Source organism: Streptomyces plumbidurans (assembly GCF_019857225.1).
Taxonomy (GTDB): domain Bacteria; phylum Actinomycetota; class Actinomycetes; order Streptomycetales; family Streptomycetaceae; genus Streptomyces; species Streptomyces plumbidurans.
The window spans coordinates 168,153-192,695 of record NZ_JAFJSY010000008.1; the positions used below are offsets into that span (position 1 = coordinate 168,153).

18 protein-coding genes, 1 tRNA gene and 1 pseudogene are annotated in these 24,543 nt (G+C 73.5%); 13 read left to right on the forward strand and 7 right to left on the reverse strand.

Annotated elements, in window-relative coordinates; all coding sequences use genetic code 11:
* The first annotated feature begins 27 nt into the window (after positions 1–27).
* The 4 genes from JYK17_RS07060 to JYK17_RS07075 all read left to right on the forward strand — a co-directional run bounded on the left by JYK17_RS07060 (position 28) and on the right by JYK17_RS07075 (position 4,613).
* A complete protein-coding gene (locus JYK17_RS07060; RefSeq protein ID WP_108015780.1) occupies positions 28–963 on the forward strand; it encodes an NAD(P)-dependent oxidoreductase in 936 nt (311 codons plus the stop codon).
* Positions 964–989: 26 nt separating this feature from the next.
* Positions 990–2,144: an iron-containing alcohol dehydrogenase family protein gene (locus JYK17_RS07065; RefSeq protein ID WP_222810033.1), complete on the forward strand. Its 1,155-nt coding sequence runs from the start codon at positions 990–992 to the stop codon at positions 2,142–2,144.
* Between the two features lie 217 nt (positions 2,145–2,361).
* Positions 2,362–2,979, forward strand: a complete 618-nt coding sequence (locus tag JYK17_RS07070; RefSeq protein ID WP_108015782.1) for a TOPRIM nucleotidyl transferase/hydrolase domain-containing protein — start codon at positions 2,362–2,364, stop codon at positions 2,977–2,979.
* A gap of 107 nt (positions 2,980–3,086) precedes the next feature.
* The gene (locus JYK17_RS07075; protein WP_222810034.1) at positions 3,087–4,613 is read left to right on the forward strand and encodes an FAD-dependent oxidoreductase; all 1,527 of its coding nucleotides are present in this window, start codon (positions 3,087–3,089) and stop codon (positions 4,611–4,613) included.
* Positions 4,614–4,649: 36 nt separating this feature from the next.
* Here the strand turns inward: JYK17_RS07075 and JYK17_RS07080 are convergent, their stop codons facing one another.
* A complete protein-coding gene (locus JYK17_RS07080) occupies positions 4,650–6,854 on the reverse strand; it encodes a SpoIIE family protein phosphatase (RefSeq protein ID WP_108015784.1) in 2,205 nt (734 codons plus the stop codon).
* A gap of 178 nt (positions 6,855–7,032) precedes the next feature.
* Here JYK17_RS07080 and JYK17_RS07085 point away from each other — a divergent pair, with 178 nt between their 5' ends.
* The 7 genes and pseudogenes from JYK17_RS07085 to JYK17_RS07115 form a co-directional block, all read left to right on the forward strand.
* Positions 7,033–7,596 carry a cysteine hydrolase family protein gene (locus JYK17_RS07085; RefSeq protein ID WP_108015785.1) on the forward strand — a complete coding sequence of 188 codons (564 nt, stop codon included), beginning with the start codon at positions 7,033–7,035 and terminating at the stop codon, positions 7,594–7,596.
* A gap of 93 nt (positions 7,597–7,689) precedes the next feature.
* Positions 7,690–8,907, forward strand: coding sequence for an aromatic acid exporter family protein (locus JYK17_RS07090; RefSeq protein WP_222810035.1), 1,218 nt, complete (start codon positions 7,690–7,692; stop codon positions 8,905–8,907).
* A 149-nt stretch (positions 8,908–9,056) separates the two neighbouring features.
* Positions 9,057–9,236, forward strand: coding sequence for a hypothetical protein (locus JYK17_RS07095; protein WP_108015786.1), 180 nt, complete (start codon positions 9,057–9,059; stop codon positions 9,234–9,236).
* Positions 9,237–9,285: 49 nt separating this feature from the next.
* On the forward strand, positions 9,286–11,103 hold the full coding sequence (locus JYK17_RS07100) for a glycoside hydrolase family 15 protein (protein ID WP_372464960.1): 1,818 nt from the start codon (positions 9,286–9,288) through the stop codon (positions 11,101–11,103).
* Between the two features lie 52 nt (positions 11,104–11,155).
* The gene (locus tag JYK17_RS07105; protein WP_108015787.1) at positions 11,156–11,542 is read left to right on the forward strand and encodes a hypothetical protein; all 387 of its coding nucleotides are present in this window, start codon (positions 11,156–11,158) and stop codon (positions 11,540–11,542) included.
* Between the two features lie 172 nt (positions 11,543–11,714).
* Positions 11,715–13,073 carry an L-seryl-tRNA(Sec) selenium transferase gene (gene selA, locus JYK17_RS07110; protein ID WP_222810036.1) on the forward strand — a complete coding sequence of 453 codons (1,359 nt, stop codon included), beginning with the start codon at positions 11,715–11,717 and terminating at the stop codon, positions 13,071–13,073.
* A 12-nt stretch (positions 13,074–13,085) separates the two neighbouring features.
* Positions 13,086–14,828, forward strand: a pseudogene (locus JYK17_RS07115) (SelB domain-containing protein); the annotation flags it as partial.
* A gap of 35 nt (positions 14,829–14,863) precedes the next feature.
* Here JYK17_RS07115 and JYK17_RS07120 read toward each other — a convergent pair.
* Positions 14,864–14,956 (reverse strand) — tRNA-Sec (locus JYK17_RS07120).
* A 34-nt stretch (positions 14,957–14,990) separates the two neighbouring features.
* Here JYK17_RS07120 and selD point away from each other — a divergent pair.
* Positions 14,991–16,007: a selenide, water dikinase SelD gene (gene selD, locus JYK17_RS07125; RefSeq protein ID WP_108015790.1), complete on the forward strand. Its 1,017-nt coding sequence runs from the start codon at positions 14,991–14,993 to the stop codon at positions 16,005–16,007.
* 55 nt (positions 16,008–16,062) lie between these two features.
* Here selD and fdh read toward each other — a convergent pair whose 3' ends face one another.
* The 5 genes from fdh to JYK17_RS07150 form a co-directional block, all read right to left on the reverse strand.
* Positions 16,063–19,320 carry a formate dehydrogenase gene (gene fdh, locus JYK17_RS07130; protein WP_222810037.1) on the reverse strand — a complete coding sequence of 1,086 codons (3,258 nt, stop codon included), beginning with the start codon at positions 19,318–19,320 and terminating at the stop codon, positions 16,063–16,065.
* A gap of 106 nt (positions 19,321–19,426) precedes the next feature.
* Positions 19,427–20,458, reverse strand: coding sequence for an NrfD/PsrC family molybdoenzyme membrane anchor subunit (gene nrfD / locus JYK17_RS07135; protein ID WP_181362662.1), 1,032 nt, complete (start codon positions 20,456–20,458; stop codon positions 19,427–19,429).
* Entirely contained in the window at positions 20,455–21,531 is a 1,077-nt protein-coding gene (locus tag JYK17_RS07140; protein ID WP_222810038.1) for a 4Fe-4S dicluster domain-containing protein, read from the reverse strand. Before JYK17_RS07140 ends, nrfD begins: the two co-directional genes overlap by 4 nt.
* A gap of 112 nt (positions 21,532–21,643) precedes the next feature.
* A complete protein-coding gene (locus JYK17_RS07145) occupies positions 21,644–22,039 on the reverse strand; it encodes an SseB family protein (protein ID WP_222810039.1) in 396 nt (131 codons plus the stop codon).
* Positions 22,040–22,190: 151 nt separating this feature from the next.
* A complete protein-coding gene (locus JYK17_RS07150) occupies positions 22,191–23,180 on the reverse strand; it encodes an ArsR/SmtB family transcription factor (RefSeq protein ID WP_222810040.1) in 990 nt (329 codons plus the stop codon).
* Between the two features lie 153 nt (positions 23,181–23,333).
* On the opposite strand from JYK17_RS07150, the gene JYK17_RS07155 reads away from it, so the two are divergent.
* Positions 23,334–24,527: an MFS transporter gene (locus tag JYK17_RS07155; RefSeq protein ID WP_222810041.1), complete on the forward strand. Its 1,194-nt coding sequence runs from the start codon at positions 23,334–23,336 to the stop codon at positions 24,525–24,527.
* The last annotated feature ends 16 nt before the right edge of the window (positions 24,528–24,543 follow it).

Below are 24,543 nucleotides of genomic sequence, written 5' to 3' on the forward strand. Positions count from 1 at the left end.
CCACACCGTCACCTAGCGAGGACTTTGATGAGGATCGGTTTCATCGGCCTGGGCAACATGGGACGTCACATGGCCCGCCACCTGATCCACGCGGGACACCTGGTCACCGTGCACGACACCCGGCCCGAGGCCGGCGTGGAACATCTCGCGCTCGGCGCCCGCTGGGCCGACTCCGCCGCCGAGTGCGCGAGGGACGCGGAGTTCCTGATCACCATGCTGCCCAACCCGCGGATCGTCGAGGACGTCCTGCTGCGCGGCGGGGCGGCCGAGGCGCTGCCCGAGGGCGCCCTGTGGATCGACATGTCGACGTCCACGCCGGCCGCGGCCGACCGTGTGGCGTCCGACGTGCTCGACGCCCGCTCCGTGCGCCGCCTCGACGCCCCGGTCAGCGGCATGGCCCACGGCGCCGACGCGGGGATGCTGCAGATCTTCGTCGGCGGAGCGGACGACGACTTCCGCATCGCCCTGCCCGTCTTCGAGGCGATGGGCGACCCGGACCGCATTCTGCACGTGGGGCCGCTCGGCGCGGGCTACACCGTCAAGCTCATGATCAACCTGCTCTGGTTCACCCACCTCGTCGCCTCCTCGGAGGTCCTGGCGATGGGCGTCAAGGCGGGCGTCGACCTCGGGGTGCTGCGCAGCGCGCTGCTCGCGAGCCCGGCGGCCTCCTCCTTCATCGAGCGCGACCTGATGGGTGTGCTCACCGACGGCGACTACGACGACTCCTTCGCCATGGCCCTGGCCTGCAAGGACCTCGGCCTCGCCGTCGACCTGGGCCGCGACGTCGGCGTATCCACCGAGCTGTCCGCGCTGGTCGAGCAGATCTACCGCCGTTCGAAGGCCCAACACGGCGATCTCGCGGGCGAGATGAGCCCGGTCCGCCTCTACGAGGCTCTCGCGGGACGGGAGTTCCGCCTGCCCAACCCGACCGTGGCGTTCGACGACGCGGCCGTCACGGTCTGACGCCCAACCTTTCAGGAGCCGCACCCATGAACCCCCTCTCTCCTCTGAGCCTCGACGGCATCTGCCGCGTCGAGTTCGGGCCCGGCCGTGTCGACCGGCTCCCCGAACTGATCGCGGCCACCGGGCACACGCGGGCGTTCGTCGTCACCGACCGCGGACTGCGCGCGGCGGGCGTCGCCGAACGCGTCCTGAAGACGCTGGACTTGGCGGGCATCGAGTACGCGGTGTACGACGAGGTGGCGCCCAACCCCTCCACCGGCAACGTCGACGCGGGCGCGGCGCGGGCTCGCGCGTTCGGTCCGGCGGCGGTCGTCGCGCTCGGCGGCGGCTCGGTGCTGGACGCGGCGAAGGGCATCTCGCTGCTGGTCGGCAATCCGGACGCGGTGGCCGCCGACGCCGACCATCTATGGGAGGCCGCGGACGGGTTGCCGCTCGTCGCCATCCCCACCACGTCCGGCACCGGGGCCGAGACCAACGGCTTCGGAGTCATCGAGGACGCGGCGGCACACCGCAAGGTGTATATCGGGCACCCCTCGGTCCGCCCCCAAGTCGCCCTGCTGGACCCCGAGTTGACGCTCGGCCTGCCCGCCGCGGCCACCGCCGCGACCGGCATCGACGCGTTGGTCCACGGTATTGAGTCGCTCGCGTCGCGCGGTGCGAACCCGTTCTCCGTCGCCTACGCCACGCAGGCCGTGACCCTGGTCGGCCGCGCACTGCCGGCCGCATACCGGGACGGCGCGGACCTGGACGCCCGCGCCGAACTGATGATGGGCGCCCATCTCGCCGGCCAGGCCCTCACGCTCTCCGGCCTGGGCCTCGTGCACGGCATCGGCCATGCGCTGACGGCGCACACCGGCACACCGCACGGGGTCGCCCTGGCCGCCGTACTGGAAGAGGTGATGGAGTTCAGCGCGCCCGCCGCCCGGGAGGCGTACGAGCAGGCGGGGCGTGCCATGCGCCTCGACCCGCCCGCCGACGGCGACTGGGCGCGGGCCACCGTGGCCGCCGTACGGGCAACCTCCGGGGCACTGGACATCAAGCGTCCGCTGCGCGAGCTGGGGGCCGACCGGTCGATGCTGTCCTCCGTCGCGGCGGGTGCGGTCGCGGACGCGGTGACCAAGAACGCTCCGCGGATTCCGGACGCGGGTGAGGTGCTGGAGATTCTCGAGCGGACGTACTGAGGGGCGCTCAGGCGCCGACATGCGGCAGCCGGGCGGTGGCGAACTCCTCGTCGCCGCCCGGCTGTTGCGCCGTTCGGCTCGCGGACTGGTTCAGGTCATGGGCAGGTTCGACGTCGCCGCGCAACCTGCGGATTCAGCCGCCCGGCGCGCCGGAGGCGGCGGCTGCTCGGCGGAAATCGCCTGGCGCGAGGACCGCCGGGCGACGGAGACTCTTGGCATGGCTGACATGGGGTCGTTCCGGAACGCGGTCACGGCCTGGGCGGCCGGCGGTTCCGGCGAACCCGCGCGCGAGCTGGCGGGGCGGCTTCCCGTCCGCGTGGTCGTGCTGCTTGAAGGGCCCAGCGACGTCGCGGCGGTCGACGCGCTCGCCGAGCGCCGCGGCCGGAACCTGGCGGCCGAGGGAGTCTGCGTGCTGCCCATGGGCGGTGCGATGAGCGTCGGACGCTTCGCCGCCCTCCTCGGGCCGACCGGCCTCGACCTCCCCCTGACGGGACTGTGCGACGAAGGGGAGCGGTCCTTCTACGCCCGCGCCCTGGAGGGGACGGGCACGGCGCGACACGGGTTCTTCGTGTGCGCCGCGGATCTGGAGGACGAACTCATCCGCGCGCTGGGCGTGCCCCGGGTCAAGGAACTCGTGGAGGAACAGGGCGACTTGCGCGCCCTGCAGACCTTCCTGCGCCAGCCCGCCCAGCAGGGCCGCGCCGCGCACCAGCAGTTGCGGCGCTTCCTCGGCACCAAGAAGGGCCGCAAGATCCACTACGGCCGTGTCCTCGTGGAGGCGCTCGACGCCGACCGCGTACCCGCCCCGCTGGAGGGTCTGCTCTCCGGCGTCTGAGGAGGGGTCGGGGGCCGACGTACAGCACGTACGGCACGTACGACACATACGGCTGTGAACCACGAGCCCCGGCGTGTCCGGAACCCTCCGACGGGAACCCGGCGGTCATGAACGCTGAGACAGGAATCCAGGGCTCGTACTGGCTGCAGACCGCGCCGCCGCCCGCACCCGCTCCCCCGCCGTCCGAAGACCTCACGGTCGACGTCGCCGTGGTGGGCGGCGGCATCGCCGGCCTGAGCGCGGCCTGGGAGCTGGCCCGCGAGGGGCGCGAGGTGGCGGTGTTGGAGGCCGACCGTCTCGCCGCCGGGGTGACCGGCCGCACGAGCGCCAAGCTGACCGCGCTGCACACCCTGATCTACGACCATCTGCGCCGCACGCGCGGACCGGAGGGGGCGCGGCTGTACGCGCAGTCGCAGGCCGCCGCCATCCGGCACGCCGCCCAGGTCGTGGACGAGCTCTGCATCGACTGCGACTGGGAGGAGGCGGCGGCCCACACCTATGCCGAGGACCCGGGGCGGGTGGCGGAGCTGAAGGCCGAGGTCGAGGCCGCGCGGGACGCGGGGCTGCCGGCCGAGTTCGTCACCGAGACCGACCTGCCCTTCCCGGTCGCCGGCGCGGTCCGTGTCGCGAACCAGGCCCAGTTCCATCCCCGCAAGTACCTGCTGGCGCTCGCGGACGACCTGCGCCGCCGCGGCGGCACGGTGTACGAGGGCACCCGTGTCGTCGGCCTCACCGAGGGCGAACCCTGCGTCCTGACGACCGACGCCGGAGTCTCGGTGCGTGCGGGCGAGGTCATCGTGGCCACCCACTACCCGATCTTCGACCGGGCCCTGTTGTTCACCCGGCTCTCCCCCCGCCGCGAGCTGGTCGTGGCCGGGACCGTGGCGGAGGACCTGGCCCCGCGCGGCATGTACATCACGACGGAGCAGTCCACTCGGTCCGTGCGCAGCGCGCCCTACCGCGACGGCAAACGCCTGCTCATCGTCACCGGCGAGCACTTCACCCCCGGCACCGCCGACGTCGATAAACGCTTCGACCGGCTGTCCGCCTGGGCGTCCGACCGCTTCCGCGGGTTCACGCCCACCCACCGCTGGGCCACACAGGACAACGACTCCACCGACTCCGTACCGCTCGTCGGACCGCTCCACCCCGGCAGCCGGCACACCTACGTGGCCACCGGGTTCGGCGGCTGGGGGCTGAGCGGCGGCATCATGGCGGGCCGCCTGCTCAGCGACCTCGTCAACGACCACCCGGTCCCGTGGGCCGGCCTCTACGATCCCCGCCGTCTGGCTTCCGTGGCCCGCGAGGGCACGTCGTTCCTGAAGCATCAGGCCCAGGTCGCCCGGCACTTCGTCGGCGACCGGCTGTCCTCCGTGACGGGCACCTCGCCGGCCGACATCGCCCCTGGCGACGGGGCCGTGGTCCGGGTCGGCGGGCATCAGTGCGCCGTGCACCGGGACGAGAGCGGCCGGCTCCGGGCGGTCTCGGCCCGCTGCACCCACCTCGGCTGTCTCGTCGCCTTCAACCGTGCCGAGCAGGCCTGGGAGTGCCCCTGCCACGGCTCCCGCTTCGCCCCCGACGGGAGCATCCTCCAGGGCCCGGCGGTACGGCCGCTGGAGCAGCGCGACCTCTGAGCCCCGGCCTTCGCCCGGCCCGGGTACCCGGCGCTGTCAACCGGCGTCCTGCGCGGCCCCGTCGACATGGATGATGAGCAGGGCGAGGTCGTCGGCGGGGTCCGAGGCGTGGTTGATCAGGGCGTCGGCCATGGCGTCCGGGTCCGCGGGATCGGTGCGCGAGACCAGCTCGCCGAGTTCGGCGATGGCCTCGCCCAGGTCGACGCCGGGACGTTCGACCAGTCCGTCCGTGTACAGGACGAGCGCGCTGCCGGGCAGCAGGGGGAACTCGAAGGCCGTGTAGTCGGCCTCGCGGTCGATGCCGAGGAGCAGTCCGGGCGGCGCGCTCAGCACCTCGGTGCGGCCGTCGGGACGGCGCAGCAGGGCGGGCGGGTGACCGGCACTGGCCAGGCACGCCGCATGGTTGGCGAGGTCCAGGTCCGCGTACAGGCAGCTGGCGAAGCGGCCGGGGTCCAGGTCGACCAGGAGGCGGTTGGTCCGGCCCAGGACGTCTCCCGGCGATGCGCCGGCGGCGGCGTGCCCGTGCACGGCGGTGCGGACCTGGCCCATCAGGGCCGCCGCGTCGATGTCGTGTCCCTGTACGTCACCGATCGCGGCGGCGACGGTGGTGTCGTTCAGCCGGATGAGGTCGTAGAAGTCGCCGCCCACCTGTACGCCGTGCCCGGCCGGCCGGTAGCGGGCGGTGACGCGCAGCCCGGGGACCGCGGGCAGGTGCCGGGGCAGCAGCGCGGCCTGGAGCTGGTGGGCGACGGCGTACTGGGTGTCGTAGAGGCGGCCCCGTTCGAGTGCCTGGCCGACGAGTCCGGCCAGCGCCGTGAGCGCCGCGCGCTCGGGCGGTGGGAAGTGCTGCTCGCGGTCGTAGGCGAGGACGAGCGAACCGACGGCGCGGCCGGAGGCGATCAGCGGCAGGAACGCCCAGGACGTCTTGTCGTCCAGACGCACGGCGTGGGGGTACGACCGCCTCAGTTCGTCGAAGCTCGTGAAGAATTGCGGGCTGCCGCTGTCCATCACCCGCACGACGGGGGTGTGGGCCGTCAGGGGCAGGTTGTCGAAGTGCTTCAGCACCTCGGCCTCGTAGCCGCGGTGGCCGATGACGGTCAGCCTGCCGTCCCGCGGCGCGCTCACCGCCATCGCCGTCGCGCCGAGCGCCGGCATCAGCTGATCGGCGGCCTGGTCCACCACGTCCTCGACGCCCACGGCCTCGGTGAGCGTGGCTGCCAGATGCATCAGGTGGTAGAGGAAACCGGCCCGGCTGGGGCCGCCGGTGGCGGGTTCGGCGGTGCCGGGTTCTGTGGTCTCGTCGGAAGCGGTGGTCCCGTCGGAAGCGGTCGTCCCGTCGGACGGGGCGGCCGGGCTCACGGGGCCCGGGGAGAACTCGCCGTGGGGGTCGTCGCGGGTGATGCGCACGCTGATGCCGGAGGAATCCGGGTAGAGCGCGAAGAGCAGTTGGTGGTCCGGTGGGCGCACCGCTCTGAAGGTGGTGGGCCGCTCGCTGACCACTGCCGACCGGTAGCGGTCCTCGATGTCGGGGACGTCCATCCAGGGCAGTGCCTGCCAGGGCAGGGCGCCCAGCAGGGTGGCGGCATCGCTGCCCAGCAGCCGCGCCGCCTCGGGTGTCACGAAGGTGAACCGGCCGGAGTCGTCCAGCGCACACGCCCCTCCCGGCAGCCGGGCGATGAACGCGGCCTGCTCACCGCCCTCGGCCGGCAACGCACTGGCGCGCGACGGGTGGGGCAGCAGCCGCGGTCCACCCGCCGGGCGCGGGGTGTCGCGCTCGGGTGCGTGCTGCATCAGCCGGGCCAGTCGCCGGCAGCCGGCATCGACGGCCGCGCGCTCGCCGCCACTGAGCCGTGCCGGATGGCTGGCGGGCCACAGCAGGACCAGCCCGCCCACGACGGAGTTCCACGCGGTCAGGGGCGCCGCCGCCAGGGCGAAGGCGTAGGGCAGGACGAGGGACGTGCGCGGGTAGCGGCGCGCCATCTCCTCCATGTCGCCGATCCAGACCGGTCGGCCGTCCCGCACGGCGTCCGCCACCGGGACCGGGTCCGTCAGGCCCACGCGGGTCCACGGGACGGCCATCTCGCGCGGAGTGCCGGTCAGGGCCACCAGCCACAGCGCGTCACCGTCCTTGGGCAGGACGTACAGGAGGCCCCTGGACGCGCCACAGTCCCGGACGACGTCGAGGAGCACCGCGTCGACCGGCTCGCACGCGTCGTCCGTCGTGGTCTCGCTCCGGCTCACCACTCCTCCTGCAGGGCAGTGCCTCATCCGGTGCACGGGTTCCCAGGGCGACCCGCGCGAAGCGCAGCAACAACCCGCGCCCCTTTCGTCCGGCACCGGTGCGGCGGGCACGGCGCCCCGTTACGCCGTCCGGCCCGGCGGGTACCCGGCACGCCGGTCCACAAGGAGGCACCGGGACATGTACCGAACCGGAGACACGACCGGACTCGCGCTCGTCGTGATCGACATGATCAACACCTACGACCACGAGGACGCGGAGCTGCTCGTGCCGTCCGTGCGGCGCGTCGTGCCCGTCGTGGCGGACCTGATCGCCCGGGCACGCGCCGCGGACACACCGGTGATCTACGCGAACGACAACTTCGGGTCGTGGCGCTCGCACCACGGCGAGCTGGTGGACGCCGCGCTGGCCACCCCGCACGCCGACCTGGTCGAGCCGGTACGGCCCGACAAGGACTCGCTGTTCGTGGTGAAGGCCCGGCATTCGGTCTTCTACGAGACGCCTTTGACCTACCTCCTGTGGGACTTGGGCGTCGGCCACGTCGTGCTCGCCGGTCAGGTCACCGAGCAGTGCATCCTCTACTCCGCCCTGGACGCCCACATCCGCCACCTTGAGGTCACGGTCCCGCGGGACGCCGTCGCCTCCATCCATCCCCAACTCGGCTCGGCCGCCCTGGAGATGATGGAGCGCAACATGGGCGCCCGGATCGTCACGGCCGAGGAGATCGACCTCAGCGACGAGTGAACGAACCCGGCCCCGGTCCCGACGCTTGGCCCCGGCGATCGTGGGAACCCTGCCCCCTTTGGCAGCGGACAGCGATTGCGGAGCAGACCCCACATGGCACGTACGTCGGACGCGGCACGGGCCGCGACCACGACACTGCACGGCGCGGCACGGGCCGTACCCACGAAACTGCACGGCGCGGCACAGGCGGTGCGGCGCGCGGCGGAGCATCCCGGCCGGGAGCGGGATCTCGCCGCGCAGGCGCTCAAGGCCGCTTTCGCGGCCTGGCTGTCCTGGGCGATCGTCGGCTGGTGGCTGCACGCGCCGATGGCGTTCGTGGCGCCCTGGGTGGCGATCCTGCTCGTCGAGTCGACGGTCTACCAGTCCGTGGCCCACGCGTTGCAGCAACTGGCGGCGATCGCCGCCGGAACGATCATGGCGACCGAACTGGTGCTGCTGATGCACAACAGGATGGGCGCCATGGGCCTCGTCCTCCCGCTCGTCGTGCTGCTCAGCTCGTGGTGGCGCCTCGGACGGCAGGGGATCTACACGGCCACCGGCGCACTGTTCGTCCTCACCGACACACACGTCGGCTGGACGACATCGGGGGCCCGGATCGCCGAGGCCGCGTTCGGGGCGACGGTGGGCATCGCGGTCAACGCGCTGATCAGGCCGCCCGTCTACCTGCGCGACGCCCGGGCCTCGCTGCGTGCGGCCGCGCGGGAGACGGCGGAGATCCTGGAACAGCCGGCCGGTCGGCTGGTCGACGGGCAGTGGGACGAGGACGGCGCGAAGGCGTGGCATCAGCAGGCCCTGCGCATCCAGCACCGGGTGGAGGAGTGCCGGTCGGCGGTCGGCTGGAGCCGCGAGAGCCTGTGGGGCAACGTACGCCGTCGTGCCCTCGAGCCGTCGTCTCCGGCCGGGGACGACGAGGACGCGCTGGTGGTGCTGGAGTACGCCGCGGTGCACACGGCGGAACTCACCCGGACCCTGGTCGAGGCGGCGGCCGCGGACCGGCAGTCACGCTGGGCGGGGCTGCCCCTGATCCACGGTTACGCCGACTTCCTGGCCCAGGCGGCCCGGGTGATGCGGCTGTCCGGGCAGAGCGATGCCGAGCGGGACGACGACGAAGCGCTGCGGCAGGCCGCCCGGGAGATGCGCGCCACGGTCGACGGCCTGCGCCGCCAGATGCTCGACACCGTGCTCGGTGAGCCGGAGCTCGGTGAGCCGGAGGAAGCCTCGGCGTACGGTGCGCTCCTCCTGCAGGCGCAGCGGCTGGCCTGGCATCTCGACGCGGCGGCGCGCGAGGACTCGGCCCGCGGGCAGGTCTGACCGGGCCGTGCGAGGAGAACCGCACCGTTTTGCCTGCCATGTGCGGGGAACCCGCGTGGCACGACACCGAGACCCTGGCGCCGTGCAGGAACGGCGCTCCTCGGCCCCATGGGCCGGGGTCTTTTGCAGCAGAGAGAAGTGAAGGCGCCGTGAGCACGCTCACCGTGAAGAAGGAAGCCCTGCACGTGTCCGAGACCGGTTGGGCGAAGGCCGCCCGCCAGCTGCGCGGGAAGGGCGTTCGTACCTGCGTCGCCCCCGTCGAGGACCGCAACCCCTCCCCCGCGGCACACACGAGCGCCGACTGGAACATCGTCAGGGGCGAGGACTGACGGGCGAGGGTGTTCGTTCGCATTCTTCGACGGGACGGAGGGACCGGCGGTGTGTCCTGAAGCCCCCGCGCAGCTGTCCGACGGCAGCGATCTGTCCACGGCGCCTGTGGAAGCCGACGGGACCTGCCCGCCCTGGGCGCTGCGCGACTACGCCGTCCTCGCCGACGGCGAACGGGGAGCGCTGGTGGACCCCCGGGGCAGGATCGTTTGGCTGTGCGCGCCCGCCTGGCACAGCGACGCGGTGTTCTCCGCACTGGTCGGAGGCCGCGGGCACTTCGCCGTGGAGCCTGTGGACCGCTGGAACGTCTGGGGCGGCTCGTACGAGGAAGGCACCCTTGTCCGGGTCAACCGCTGGGTGACGCCGGACTGCGTGATCGAGTGCCGCGACGCGCTCGCCATGCCCGCCTCGCCCGACCGGGTGCTGCTGCTGCGGCGCATGCGGGTGCAACGGGGTGCGACGCGGCTGCGGGCGAGTCTTGATCCCCGCCCCGGCTTCGGCGCGCACCGAATGCGCGACCCCCGGCTGCGGGACGGGGTGTGGAGCGCCGAGGCGGCGGGACTCCATGTGCGGCTGGCGGGGGCGCCCTCGGCGTCGTGGGACCCGGAGCACGGGCTGCGCGGGGAGTTCCGGCTGCAGGAGGGCGAGGAGCACGATCTCGTACTGGAGATTGCGACAGCGCGGCAGACCCGCCGACTCGATGCCGACGAGTTGTGGCAGGCGACCGAGCGAGCGTGGGGCGACGCCGTGCCGGACTGCTCAGCACTCGCCGCACCCCGGGACGCCCGGCACGCGTACGCCGTGCTGCGCGGCCTGACCAGCTCCGCGGGCGGCATGGTCGCCGCCGCCACCACGTCCCTGCCGGAGCGGGCGAACACCGGGCGCAACTACGACTACCGCTTCGCCTGGCTGCGCGACCAGTGCTACGCAGGACTGGCGGTCGCCGCGCACGGCCCGCACGAACTCCTCGACAACGCCGTGCGGTTCACCGCCGAGCGGATCCTCGAGGACGGCGACAGGACCCGGCCCGTCTACACCGTCTCCGGAGGCCCGGTCCCGGACGAGCGGACCCTGCGGCTGCCCGGCTACCCGGGCGGCAGCGACCGGATCGGCAACCACGCCGGGCGCCAGTTCCAGCTCGACACCTTCGGCGAGGCGCTCCAGCTCTTCGCCGCCGCGGCCGGCCACGACCGCCTCACCGCGGACGCGCGGCGCGCGGCTGCGGTCGCCGTGGACGCGGTGGAACGCAACTGGACTCGCGACGACGCGGGACTGTGGGAGCTGGAGAACCGTTGGTGGACCCATTCGCGGCTGTGCGTGGTCGCCGGGCTGCGCCGGATCTCCGCGGTACTCCCCGGCCGGGACGGCGGCCGCTGCGCCGAACTCGCCGACGCCGTTCTCGCCGAGACGCGCCGCCGCTGTCTGCACCCGGACGGCTTCTGGCGCCGGGCCGCCGACGACGACGGCCCCGAGGCGGCACTGCTCGTCGCCATGGCCCGCGGCTGCCCCACCCCCGACGACCCCAGCAGCGCGATCACCCGCGCCCGTATCGAGGAGCAGCTGTCCCAGGACGGCTACCTCTACCGCTTCGACCAGCCGGACGCACCGCTCGGCGATGCCGAGGGCGCCTTCCTGCTGTGCGGGTTCGCCATGGCCCTCGCGACGCACCGGCTCGGCGACCGTGCCGGCGCGTTCCGCTGGTTCGAGAGGACCCGCGCGGCGTGCGGCCCGTCCGGACTGTTCGCCGAGGAGTACGACGTACGCCAGCGCCAGCTGCGCGGCAACCTTCCCCAGGCCTTCGTCCACGCACTTCTCCTGGAGTGCGCCGTACGCCTCAAGAGCTCTTGGAGCGAGAGCGTGCTGTACTGAAGGGGTACTTCTTCAACAGCCCCACCCCTCACCGGCCTCGACTGGAGTCGGCATGTGGAAGCGCAAGAAGAAGAGCGCCGGACCCAGGGGGCCCCTCGCCCTGGAACTGTGCGACCTGTGCGGTCGGACGTTCCCTGAACAGGAGGCGGTACGGGGTCATGTCCCCGACTCCTCCGCCGCCGGTCCCGGCGACGGCTGGTCCGACGGGCTGCGCCGGGTCACCGCGTGCAGTGAGACCCACCTCGACGTCGTCAAGGAGCGCTACCGGCACCGGCCCTACGTCCAGGAAGAGCTCTGGGCCGCGAAGATCACCCGCGTCCTGACCAGCGGTCCGCCCTTCCTCGCGCTGGAGCAACTGGCCTGCCGGACCGGCCTGCACGAACCGGAGATCCGCCGCGCGATCGCCTGGCACAACGCCCACAGGCCGCAACTGCCGTAGCAGGAGCGCCTGTGCGGCGCACGCTCCATGCGGCGTCGGCACGGACGTGGTCCGGGTCCCCTCAGGCGTGTCGGCAGGCCGGTTCTGGGCACTGAGAGACGATGAGCGTCCCCGCCCGGTCAGCGGCGGGTGCAAGAGGCGGTGCCGGACGGAGCCACGGAGCGGATCGGCGATGACGACTGACGGGAAGCGCCGGGACGCGGCGGCAGGACTCGGTACGCAGCCCGCGGGCCCGGACGGCGACGTACGGCGGCTGATCCCGCGAACCGACGCCCTGCTGCGCGAACCGCGGCTGGCCGAGGCGGCGCGTCGGCTCGGTGCTCCCGTCGTGAAGGCGGCGGTGCGACAGGCGCAGGCGCGGGCGCGGGCCGGTCGGGTCGCGCCCGAGGACGTGGCCGACGAAGCGGTCGCGCTGCTGCCCCACACCGCGTCCGGGCTGCACCCGGTGATCAACGCCACCGGCGTCCTGCTGCACACCAACCTCGGCCGGGCCCCCCTCTCGGACGCGGCCCGGCGCGCGGTGGCCGAGGCCGCCGGGCCGACCGACGTGGAACTGGATCTCGCCACGGGTGTACGGGACCGTCGTGGGCGTACGGCGCTGCGCGCGCTGCGCGAGCGGGTGTCGGACGCGCAGGCCGTGCATGTGGTCAACAACGGCGCCGCCGCACTGGTCCTCGCCGCCACCGCGCTCGCGGCGGGCAAGGAGATCGTCGTCAGCCGCGGGGAGATGGTGGAGATCGGGGACGGCTTCCGGCTGCCGGACCTGCTGGTCTCCACCGGGACCCGGCTGCGCGAGGTCGGCACCACCAACCGCACGACGGCCGAGGACTACGCGGCGGCGATCGGACCAAACACGGGTTTCGTGCTGAAGGTGCACCCGTCGAACTTCCGCATCACCGGTTTCACCCGCTCCGCGGACCTCACCGAACTCTCCGGCCTGGGTGTTCCGGTCGTCGTCGACATCGGCTCCGGGCTGCTCGCCCCGGAGCCGCTGTTGCCCGACGAACCGGACGCCGCCTCGCAGCTGCGGGCCGGTGCCTCGCTGGTCACGGCGAGCGGCGACAAGCTGCTGGGCGGGCCGCAGTGCGGGCTGCTGCTCGGCGAGGAGAGCCTGGTCCGCGCCCTGTCCCGGCATCCGCTCGCCCGCGCCCTGCGCGTGGACAAGTTGACGCTCGCCGCCCTGGAGGCCACCCTCACCGGTCCGCCCACCCCGACCGCCGCGGCACTGACCGCCGACCCCGCCGCGCTGCGCGCCCGCGCGGACCGGCTCGCCGCATCCCTGAGCGCGGACGGCGTCGACGCCCGGGTGGTCGAGAGCGCCGCGACCGTGGGCGGGGGCGGCGCGCCCGGCGTGACCCTGCCGAGTGCCGCGCTTTCCCTGCCCGAGACGTACGCCGCCGCGCTGCGCACCGGGCGGGTCCCGGTCGTCGGGCGGCTGGAGGCGGGGCGCTGTCTGCTGGATCTGCGCGCGGTGCCGCCGCAGGACGACGAACGGCTGTACGGCGCCGTGCGCGCGGTGGCAGAGAGCTAGGGGGCGGGCGTCATGCGGGTGGTGGCGACGGCCGGGCACGTGGATCACGGCAAGTCCGCCCTGGTCCGGGCGCTGACCGGGATGGAACCCGACCGCTACGAGGAGGAGCGGCGCAGGGGACTCACTCTCGACCTGGGTTTCGTGTGGACACGGCTGGGCGCCGACGGCGAGCACCTCGCCTTCGTGGACGTGCCCGGCCACGAGAAGTTCGTGCCCACGATGCTGGCCGGGGCCGGTCCGGTCCCGGCGGTGCTCTTCGTCGTGGCCGCCGACCAGGGCTGGCAGCCCCAGTCCGAGGAACACCTGGCGATCCTGGACGCGCTGGGCGTGCGGCACGCCGTCCTCGCGGTGACCCGCAGCGACCTGGCGGACCCCGGGCCCGCGACGGCCGACGCGGTCGAGCGCATGGCCGCCACCGCGCTCGGCAGCGTCCCGGCCGTCGCGGTCAGCTCGGTGACCGGCGCCGGACTCGACGAACTGCGCGCCCGGCTCGGGCAGTTGGCGGCTTCCCTGCCCGTGCCGGACGCCGACGCCGACGTACGGATGTGGCTGGACCGGGCGTTCACGGTGCGCGGCCACGGCACCGTCGTCACCGGCACGCTCGGGGCGGGCACGCTGCGCGTCGGGGACCGGCTGGTGACGGGCGACGGCGGCTCGGTGCTGAGGGTGCGCGGTCTGCAGGCCCTGCACGAGGACCGGTCCGCCGTCAGCGGTGTGGCGCGGGTGGCCGTCAACGTGCACGGGAGCGGCGCCGACGCACTGCGCCGGGGGGATGTCCTGCTGACGCCGGAGCGCTGGCTGCGGACCGGCACCGTGGACGTCCGGGTCGTCGGCGAACCCGTCGCCGACCTGCCCCGGAACGTGACCCTGCACCTCGGCACCGCGGCCGTCCCGGTGACCGTGCGCCCGCTGGGCGAGGACACCGCCCGGCTGACGCTCGCCCGGGAACTGCCGCTGCGCGTCGGCGATCGCGCGGTGCTGCGCGAACCGGGCGGCCGGCGGATGCCCTGCGCCGCGTTCGTGCTGGACGTCCGGCCGCCCCGGCTGACCCGCAGGGGTGCGGGACGTGCGCGGGCGGCGGAGCTCGCGGCCATGACCGGTGCTCCGGACGGGGCCGGGGAGGTGCGGCGGCGCGGCCTGATCCGGCGCCCGGACCTGCTCGCGATGGGTGTCGCGGCACCGTCCGCGCCCGTCGCCGGGGACTGGCTCGCCGACCCGGCGCACTGGGCGCGGCTGGGCGAGCGCCTGGTCGAGGAGGTCGAGCGGCACGCCGAGGAGCACGCCCTGGACCCGGGACTGCCGACGGAGGCCGCCCGCCGGCTGCTGGACCTGCCCGACCGGGTACTGGTCGACGCGCTCGCCTCGGCGTCGCCCCGACTCACCGTTCGCCAGGGCCGGTTGTACACCGACGACGGTATCGGTGCGGCCCTGCCGCCCGACGTGCGTAAGGCTGTTGAAGCCGTGCGCGAGGATCTGGCGGCCGCGCCGTTCCGCGCCCCGGACGCCGGACGGCTCGCCGAGCTGGGTCTCACCCGCAAGGCGGTGGCCGCGGCGCACGCGGCGGGCGCGCTGCTGCGGATCGCCGACGGGATCGTGCTGCTGCCGGACGCCGCGGCACGAGCCGCCGCCGTGCTGGCCCGGCTGCCGCAGCCGTTCACCGCGAGTGAGGCCCGCAAGGCCCTGGACACCTCCCGCCGGGTGGCGCTGCCGCTGCTGGAGCACCTGGACGCACACGGCTTCACCGAGCGTGTGGACGACCAGCGGCGGCGCTGCCGGGAGGGTTCGGGGAGCGGAGGCGGACGGGAATCGAACCCGCCTGCCCGAGATCCTCGGGCACCTCGGTTTTGAAGACCGGGAGGGCCACCAGGCACCCACACGCCTCCACCGACCGACAGGCTAGTTCCCCAGGAGACCGGTATGACACCGACGACCCGCCAAGCGCCCGTACGGCTCACACAGTTCGCCCACGGCGGCGGCTGCGCCTGCAAGATCCCGCCCGGCGAACTGGAGGACGTCGTCAGCGGCCTCGCGCCCGCGGGGCCGGCCCCCGACAGCACGCTGCTGGTCGGTCTGGCCACGGGCGACGACGCGGCCGTGGTGGCGCTGCCCGGGCAGCAGGGCACGGCGGTGGTGTCCACGGCCGACTTCTTCACACCCGTCGTCGACGACCCCTACGACTGGGGGCGGATCGCCGCCGCCAACGCCCTGTCCGACGTGTACGCGATGGGCGGCCGGCCGATCGTCGCCGTCAACCTCCTGGCCTGGCCCCGTGACCGGCTGCCGTTCGAGCTGGCCCGTGAGGTGCTGCGCGGTGGACTGGACGTGGCCACTCAGGCGGGCTGCCATGTCGGCGGCGGACACAGTGTGGACGACCCCGAGCCCAAGTACGGCATGGCCGTCACCGGCCTCGCCGACCCGGCGCGGCTGCTGCGCAACGACACCGGACGGGCCGGTCTGCCGCTGTCCCTGACCAAGCCGCTCGGCCTGGGCGTGCTCAACAACCGGCACAAGGCGACCGGCGAGCGGTTCGAGCAGGCGATCGCCACGATGACCGCCCTGAACCGGGACGCGAGCGTCGCAGCCCTGGCCGCCGGGGCGTCCTGCGCCACCGATGTCACCGGCTTCGGCCTGCTCGGCCATCTGCACAAGCTGGCCCGCGCCTCCGGGGTGAGCGCGGTGATCGACACGGCCGCCGTGCCCTGTCTGGAGGGTGCGCGGGAGGCGGTCCGCGACGGGTACGTCAGCGGTGGCACCCGGCGCAACCTGGACTGGGTGGCGCCGTACACCGACTTCGGGACCGCCGACACCGACACCCGGCTGCTGCTGGCCGACGCCCAGACCTCCGGCGGCCTGCTGGTCGCCGGGGAGGTGCCGGGGGCGCCGGTGATCGGTGAACTGGTGCCGCTCGGCGCGCATTCGATCGTGCTCAGGTGACCGGCCGCCGGAACCCGCTCCGGTGATCGATCTGCCGGACCTGCTCAGGTGATCACTACTCCGTGCCCGTGTTCTCGTCGATGCCCGCCCGCGCGCGGTAGTCCCGCACCAACTGGACCGACGCCGGGCCCCGTGGCCGCCGTCCGGGGCGGATGTCGACGGCGAACGCCTTGGCCTCCTGGATATGGGTGTTGGGGTCCAGGGACAGATGCAGCAGTTCGTTGGCGGCGTCGCCCGTGCTGTAGCCGTTGGGACCCCAGTGGTAGGGCAGGCCGACCTGGTGCAGCGTGCGTCCCTGCACCGTCAGCGGGGCCATCCGGTCGGTGACGAGCACCCGTGCCTCAACGACACCGCGTGCGCTGACGATCGTCGCCCAGCCGGTGTGCTCCAGACCGCGCTCGGCGGCCAGCTCGGGCGAGATCTCGCAGAAGAACTCCGGCTGCAGCTCGGCGAGATAGGGCAGCCAGCGGGACATGCCGCCCGCCGTGTGGTGCTCCGTGAGCCGGTAGGTGGTCGCGACGTACGGGAAAACGTCCGAGCCGGGCTCCGTGCCGCTCGGCTGGTAGCGGTTGTCGGGGTGCTTCGCCAGCAACTGCCGTACGGGATTGCGCTGTTGCGGGTAGAGCAGATTGTCGAAGGGCGAGTCCTGCGGCTCGTAGTGCGTCGGCAGCGGCCCGTCGGTGAGTCCTGAGGGCACGTACAGCCATGCCTTGCCGTCGGCCTGCATGATGAACGGGTCCTTGCCGGACAGGGCATCCGCAGCCTCCGCGTCGGGCGGCGGCTCGTAGTCGGGGGACTTGGTGGGCTTGAAGTCGGGGACGTCGTGGCCGACCCACTTGCCCTCGTCCGCGTCCCACCACACCAGCGCCTTGCGCTCGCTCCACGGCTTGCCGTCGGGGTCGGCGGAGGCGCGGTTGTACAGGATGCGCCGGTTGGCCGGCCACGCCCAGGCCCATTCGCTTGCCACCCAGTTCTGCTCCTGGCCGGGCTTGCGGCGGGCCGACTGGTTGACGCCGTCGGCGTAGACCCCGCAGTAGATCCAGCAGCCGCACGCGGTGGAGCCGTCGGCCTCCAGTTGCTCGTAGGAGGAGAGCGGACTGCCGTCGGCGGCACGGCCGTTGATCTCGGCGAGGACGGACTCGGCGTCGGGCTCGGCGAGTTCGCCCTTGAGCGGGTAGTCCCAGGTCACGTCGAGGACGGGCGCGTCCATGGGGTCGGTGGAACCGGCGAGCTTCTCGCGGATGATCCGTCCGAGGTGGTAGGTGAACCACAGGTCGCTGCGGGCCTGTCCGGGCGGTTCGACGGCCTTGTGGTGCCACTGCAGCAGGCGCTGGGTGTTGGTGAAGCTGCCGTCCTTCTCGGTGTGCGCGGCGGCCGGCAGGAAGAAGACCTCGGTGCCGATGTCCTCCGTGCGCATTTCGCCCGTCTCGATCTCGAGGCCGTCCTTCCACCAGGTGGCGGTCTCGATCAGGGAGAAGTCCCGTACGACCATCCAGTCCAGGTTGGCCATGCCCAGCCGCATCAGCTTGGCGTTCGCGTTGCCCACGGCCGGGTTCTCGCCGAACACGAAGTAGCCCTTGCAGACGCCCTCCAGCTGGGCCATCGCCGTCTCGTAGGCGGAGTGGGAGCCGGTCAGGCGCGGCAGGTAGTCGAAGCAGAAGTCGTTGTCGGCCGTGGCTGCGTCGCCCCAGTAGGCCTTGAGCAGGCTCACCAAGTAGGTGCGCATGTTGCCCCAGTAGCCCTTGCGCGCGGCCTCCCCCTGCACGAACTCGTCGAGGCCCTCGCCCTGGTGGGCGTGCGGCATCGGGATGTAGCCGGGCAACAGGTTGAACAGGGTGGGGATGTCGGTCGACCCCTGGATGGAGGCGTGCCCGCGCAGCGCGAGGATGCCGCCGCCCGGCCGGCCCATGTTCCCGAGCAGGCTCTGCAGCACGGAGGCGGCGCGGATGTACTGCACGCCGACCGTGTGCTGGGTCCAGCCGACCGCGTAGGCGAAGGCGGTCGTGCGCTCCCGTCCCGAGTTGGCGGTGACCAGCTCGCACACCTGGCGGAAGAGGTCCTGCGGCACCCCGCAGATCTGCTCGACCGTCTCCGGGGTGTAGCGGGCGTAGTGGCGCCTGAGGACCTGGAAGACGCAGCGCGGGTGGGACAGGGTCTCGTCCCGTTCGGGTTCGCCCTCGCCGATGTCCGCGCCGCCGGAGCCGTGGGCCTCGCCGCGCGCGGCCTCGGTCTCCGAACCCCCGCCGGTGGTGCGCTTGTCGTACTCCAGGTCCCGTTCACCGGAAGCCGCCTGGACCTCCATGCCCTCGTACTGCCAACTGGCGTTGTCGTAGCGGCGGTTGTCGGTGTCGAGGCCGGAGAAGACGCCGTCGAGGTCCTCGGTGTCGCGGAAGTCCTCGCGCAGGATGACGGGCGCGTTGGTGTACGCCACCACGTAGTCGCGGAAGTACTTCTCGTTCCGCAGCACGTAGTTGATGATCCCGCCGAGGAAGGCGATGTCACTGCCCGCGCGCAGCGGAACGTGCACGTCGGCGAGCGCACTGGTACGCGTGAAGCGCGGGTCGACATGGATCACCTTCGCGCCCCGGGCCTTGGCCTCCATCACCCACTGGAACCCGACCGGGTGGCACTCGGCCATGTTCGAGCCCTGGATGACGATGCAGTCGGAGTGCTGCAGGTCCTGCTGGAAGGTGGTCGCGCCGCCGCGTCCGAACGAGGTTCCCAGACCGGGAACGGTGGAGGAGTGTCAAACGCGCGCCTGGTTCTCGATCTGGATCGCCCCGAGCGCGGTGAACAACTTCTTGATCAGGTAGTTCTCTTCGTTGTCGAGCGTGGCACCGCCCAGGCTGGCGATGCCGAGGGTGCGCCGGGTGCGGGCCTGGTCGACCTCCCACTGCCAGCCCTCGCGCCGGGACGCGACGACCCGGTCGGCGATCATGTCCATCGCGGTGTCGAGGTCCAGCCGCTCCCACTCGGTGCCGTGCGGGCGCCGGTAGAGGACCTCGTGCTCACGGGCGTCGCCCGTCGTCAGCTGAAGGCTCGCCGAGCCCTTGGGGCACAGGCGGCCGCGGGAGATCGGGGAGTCGGGGTCGCCCTCGATCTGGGTGACCTTGCCGTCCTCGACGTAGACGTTCTGGCCGCAGCCGACCGCGCAGTACGGGCAGACCGACTTCACCACGTGGTCCGCGCTCGCGACGCGGGGGGTCAGCCGCTCGCTGCGCCCGCTCTTCGCGGCGGCCCCGCGGCCCAGCGGGTCCGTGCCCGTGAGCTGGCGGTAGACCGGCCAGGAGTCGATCCAGGTGCGCACGCCCATCGCCGCGGACCCTCCTCTCGTCTCGCCTTTGCCGACGTTCCGCCGGGGCGGAGTACCCCTGCCTCGTGTGCCGAAACGGGGCGTGGTTCCCGTACCCCGGTCGGCCTTACGCCTCCTGCCCGCGCTCCCGGGCCTCCAACCGCTCCCGTTGCGGTACGACCGTGTACTTCGGGTCCTCGGCGGAGGCGACCCCGGCGTGGAAGAGGCCGAACCGCAGGGCCGCGGAGCCGGTGAGCAGGGCCGCACCGGCCACCGCCGCGAGCGCCCTGTCGCGCCGGCGGCCCGAGAGCGCCGCGAGGACGGCGCCGCCCGCCGTGAGGGCTTCCGCGGTGCGCAGCATCAGGTGCGGGCGGCCCTGCTCCAGCGGCTCGGCGGCCAGGCCCATCCGTCGCTTCATCAGCTGGAAGACGCCCAGTTCCAGGGCCGCTCCGAGCACGGCCATGCGGCGGGCGGGCCCCGTCTGCGCGATCGGTGCCGCGGCCAGGGCGAGTCCCGCCGCCGCGGTGGCGCCCGAACCGGCGAAGACGTACGGCATCTGCCGGTGGCCCTCGTGCCAGGAGGGCACCGCCGTGTCCGAGATCAGGACGGCCGTGTATGTCACGACGGCGGGGCCGAGGACGGCGGCGCCCGCGGTGGCGGCCGAACCGACGAGCCGGTAGCGGCCCGCGACGTCGCTCGCCGCGGCGGCCATGGTCAGCGGGGCGTAGCCCGACAGCAGCCACGAGCCCACGCTCATCGGCGAGGTCGGCTTGAAGACCCGCAGCATGTTCATGAACCGGGCCGGGCGTCCCAGGTCGTGGACGAGTGCGGCCAGCGAGAGCGAGATGGCGCCTGTCGCGCCGAGCTTGGCGACCCGGGCCAGCTCGGGCCGCCCGGTCGCCTGTGCGCCGGCGGCCAGCAGGGAGGAGCTGCCCGCGAGTCCGCCGAGGTAGAGGTAGCCCGCGATGTCGAGCGCTCTCCAGGTGGGCTTCTTCAGGATCGGCCTGCCGTAGTACGAGGAGAACTCCGCGTCCGGCACCATGGACCGCTCGCCCCGGCCACGGCGCCGCCTGCGTCGCCCCGCGGCGTCTCCGGTGAGGGCGTCCCGTCCGGGCCGCTCGCCCTCGACGCCCTTGCGCGTCACGTCGGATCCGCTCATCGCCGCCCCCTGCCCGTGCTCCTGACGAAACTGGTCACGGCCAGCGCGGCGAGCGAGGCGGCGGCCAGCGCCGCGTGCCGCCACATGTCCGGCAGGTCCCGGGTGGTGACGACCGGGTCCGGTGGCAGACCGTAGACCTCGGGCTCGTCCAGGAGCAGGAAGAACGCGCCGTCGCCGCCTACCCCGTCGGTGGGGTCCTCGCCGTACAGCCGGGCATCGGCGACCCCTGCGGCCTGCAGCCGGGCCACCCGGTCCTCGGCGCGCTCCCGCAGCTCGTCCAGCGGGCCGAACTGGATGGAGTCGGTCGGGCACGCCTTGGCGCAGGCCGGTTCCTGACCGACGCCGAGGCGGTCGTAGCACAGGGTGCACTTCCAGACCCGTCCGTCGTCCTTGCGCTGGTCGATCACGCCGTACGGGCAGGCGGGCACGCAGTAGCCGCAGCCGTTGCAGATGTCCTCCTGGACGACGACCGTGCCGAACTCGGTGCGAAACAGGGCACCGGTGGGGCACACGTCGAGACAGGCCGCGTGCGTGCAGTGCTTGCACACGTCGGAGGCCATCAGCCAGCGCAGTTCGGTGCGGCCGTCCGGGGCCAGTGGGGAGATCTGTCCCGCCGGAGCGCCGGCGGGCGCCGGGTCCGGTGCGGTAGCCGTGTCCGGTGCGGGTGCCGTGGCTCCCGGGCCGGGCGAGGCAGGGTCGGTGCCCAGCCGGCTCGCCGCGTCGAACACGTCGACACCCTCGTGGGAGACACCGGGCTCCTGCCCACCCATCGGTTTGCGCTGCTCGATGAAGGCGACATGGCGCCAGGTGTCGGCACTGAGCCCCTGCGTGTTGTCGTACGACATGCCGGTCAGCAGCAGACCGCCCTCCGGGACAGCGTTCCACTCCTTGCAGGCCACCTCGCACGCCTTGCAGCCGATGCAGACGGAGGTGTCGGTGAAGAAGCCCATGCGGGGCGGCGCGTCGAGGTGCCCGGCGGCGCCCGCCACGTCGTGCTGCGGTCCGTACAGCTGGTTGCCGTGTCCCGCGTCCGGCCGCGTCCTCAGCTCTTCGCCCAAGCCGCTGTCGGTCATGGCCCGACCTCCTCGTTGCGGGTGCCCTGCCCGCCGGGGCATGAGGCAGCCGCGCGCCGGGCCCGCCCCGGGTGCCCTGCGCGGGCCCGGCCGAAACCGGCGCGGCCGCGGCTCACTCCGTCCCGCGGTCCAGCAGATCCTTCACCCCCTGGGCGGTCAGCGCCAGCTCTTCCGGCGTGCCCGCGTCGATCACGAGTGCCAGTTTCTCGGACGGCCAGCCGTGGGCGAGCGCGCCGAGCTGGATCAGCCGGTGCTCCGTGATCGACGGGAACGCGTGGTGCATACGGGCCTGCGAGGTGAACACCGGCACCAGTTCGGTGCCGTCCGGCTGCTCGTAGACGGGCAGGCTCACCGTCTCGGGAGGCTGGTCCGGGGCGGTGCCGGTGGGGACCAGGACCTCGCTGTCGGCCAGGGTGTCCAGTTCTGTGTCCTGGGCATCGCCCGCGGCCACCGCACGCAGCGCCATCTGTACGGCGGAGGCGTCACCGTTGGGAAAGTACTCGGTCACGGTCGGTCCCTCCGTAGGGTCGAACACGCCCGGGGACGGCGCATCGTCCCGCTCGGGTACCCGTACTCCACGCCGCCATGTCCCGCCCCACCTGCCGCGGCGACGTCGCGGCCCGGCCCGCTCCCCCGACGGCCCGGGCGGCGCCAGCGGCCTACCCGCCCGCCACCAGCCGGTCCCCCAGGGCCGTGCGCTCGTACAGCACGAAGTAGCCCTGGCGCCGGGCGTCGAGCAGCCCCGCCGTGCGCAGCGCCGTCAGGTGGGACGACACCGTGGACGGGGCCAGGCGGTGCCGGGCGGCGAGTTCCGTGGTGGCGGCCGGGATGGTCAAGTCGCAGAGCAGGGCCGCGCGTTGGGCGCCGAGGAGGCGGGCGAGGGCCTCGGGCGGGCGCGGTACGGAGGTGGCGTGCAGCCGGCCCATGCCGCGGGCGGGGTAGATGACCGTCGGCTGCCAGGGGCGGGCGAAGCCGCTGATCACGTCGGGCCAGGCGAACACGCTGGGCATGAGCAGGATGCCGCGCCCGTCGGGCCGCTGCGCCTCCTCGTGATCGCCGGTCCGGTACAGGACGAGCCGCCGGCCGGTCCAGCCGATGCCGGGGTGCAGGCCGCCGAGCAGCGCGTCGAGACCGCCGTCGGCCGCCTGCCGCGAGCGGTGGGCGATGTCGGCCGCCAGGACGGCGCGGTGGCGGGGCCAGTCCGGGGCGAGCAGGGTGTGCCAGGCCAGCTCGGTGAGGTCGGCCAGGCGGCGGACGGTCCCGGCGGGGTCGTCGAGCGCGGCGCGACCCTGCGGTGACTCGGCGAGGCCCGGTGTGCAGGCGAGCGACCGGGCCATCTCCGTGCGGGCCAGAGCGGGGTCGGTGGCGCGCATCCGGGCCAGTTCGTCGTCGATGGCGGGGTACGGCTCGTCCGGGGGCGGGCCGAGGAAGTCCGGGGTGTAGCCGCCGGGGCGCGGCATGAACAGCCACAGGTCCGACAGGTCGAGCCCGGTGAGCGTACGGCCGAGACGGCGCAGCCAGGCGCGGTGGTAGCCGTGCCTGGCGGGACGGCGCAGCATGCGCAGCGCCTCGTGGGTCTGGCACAGCGGGGAGATCGCGAACCGGCAGCGGGTCAGGTCGGCGGGACCGAGGTGCAGGGTCAGCGGCACAGGGACCTCCGTGAGCGCGCCCGATCGGATCCGTGCGAGGCGGGCCGTCTCGGATCCGATTCGGCCTGCGTCGAAACAGTAGAGGCCCCGCCCGCCGCCCAGCACGCTGGCCCCGGCCCCCCGGCCGTTCTCGACTTCTCGGAGGATTTCTGGATGGGCAGCGTACGTCCGGCCGCCTGGCGCCGAGGTGCCGTCGTCGCGGCGCTGATGCTGGCGGCGTTCACCTTCAACACGGCCGAGAACCTCCCGCTGGGGCTGCTGTCGCTGATGGCGGCCGACCTGCACGTTCCGCTCGGGACGGTGGGAGCGCTGGTCACCGGCTACGGGCTGACGGTGGCGGTGGTGTCGCTGCCGGCCGCCCGCCTCACCCGCTCCGTGCCGCGCCGGTATCTGCTCGCCGCGATCCTGGGCCTGCTGGCGGCGGCCAGCTGGATCTCGGCGCTGCAGGGCGTGTCGTACGGGCTGCTGCTGGCGGCGCGGCTGGTCACCGCGCTGGCGCAAGCGGCGTTCTGGGTGCTGATGGGTCCGGTCGCGGTCGGGCTGTTCCCTCCCGAGCGGCGCGGTCGCGTCATGGGGTTGCTGTCCCTCGGCGGTTCGCTGGCCACCGTGCTGGGCGTGCCGGCCGGGACCTGGCTGGGCGGTCACGGCGGCTGGCGGGCGCCGTTCGTGGTGCTCGGCGCCCTCGCGCTCGTCTCTCTCGTGGTGATCGGGGCCCTGCTGCCGACCTCGCGTCCCGAGGAGAGTCATGCCGCCTACGGTGCCGAGCCGGACCGGCGCCGGTTCCTGGTCGTCGTCGCGACCACCGGGCTGTCGGTGACGGGGGTGTTCGCGGGATACACCTATGTCGTCGCCCTGCTGCAGGACGTCGGCGGGTTCGGGGCGGACGCGGTGAGCGGTGTGCTGTTCGCGTTCGGCGCGGCCGCGCTGGCCGGTGTCGCGGTCACGGGTCCGCTGCTCGACCGGTTCCCGCGCGCCACGCTCACGGTGCCGGTGATCACGCAGGCGGCGGCCCTGCTCGGCCTCTACGTGGGCGCGGGCAGCAAGGTGGCGGCGGTCGCCCTGCTCATGCTGCTCGGCGCCTCGGTCGCTCCCGTGTTCATGGCGACGCAGAGCCAGGTGCTGCGGGTGGCGCCGGGTCGTACGGAGTCGGCGCTCGCCGCCAACTCGGCCGCCTTCAACGTGGGCGTGGCCGCCGGGGCGCTCCTCGGCGCCGGCCTGCTGCCGGTCGTCGGGGTGCGCGGGATGTTCCTGGTGGGAGGGCTGCTCACCCTGGGTGCGCTGACGGTGCTGCTGTGGCCCGAGGGCCGGGCAGCTGAAAAGGCCGTTCGATTTACCCGTGTCGGCTGATCGTCAAACAGACGTG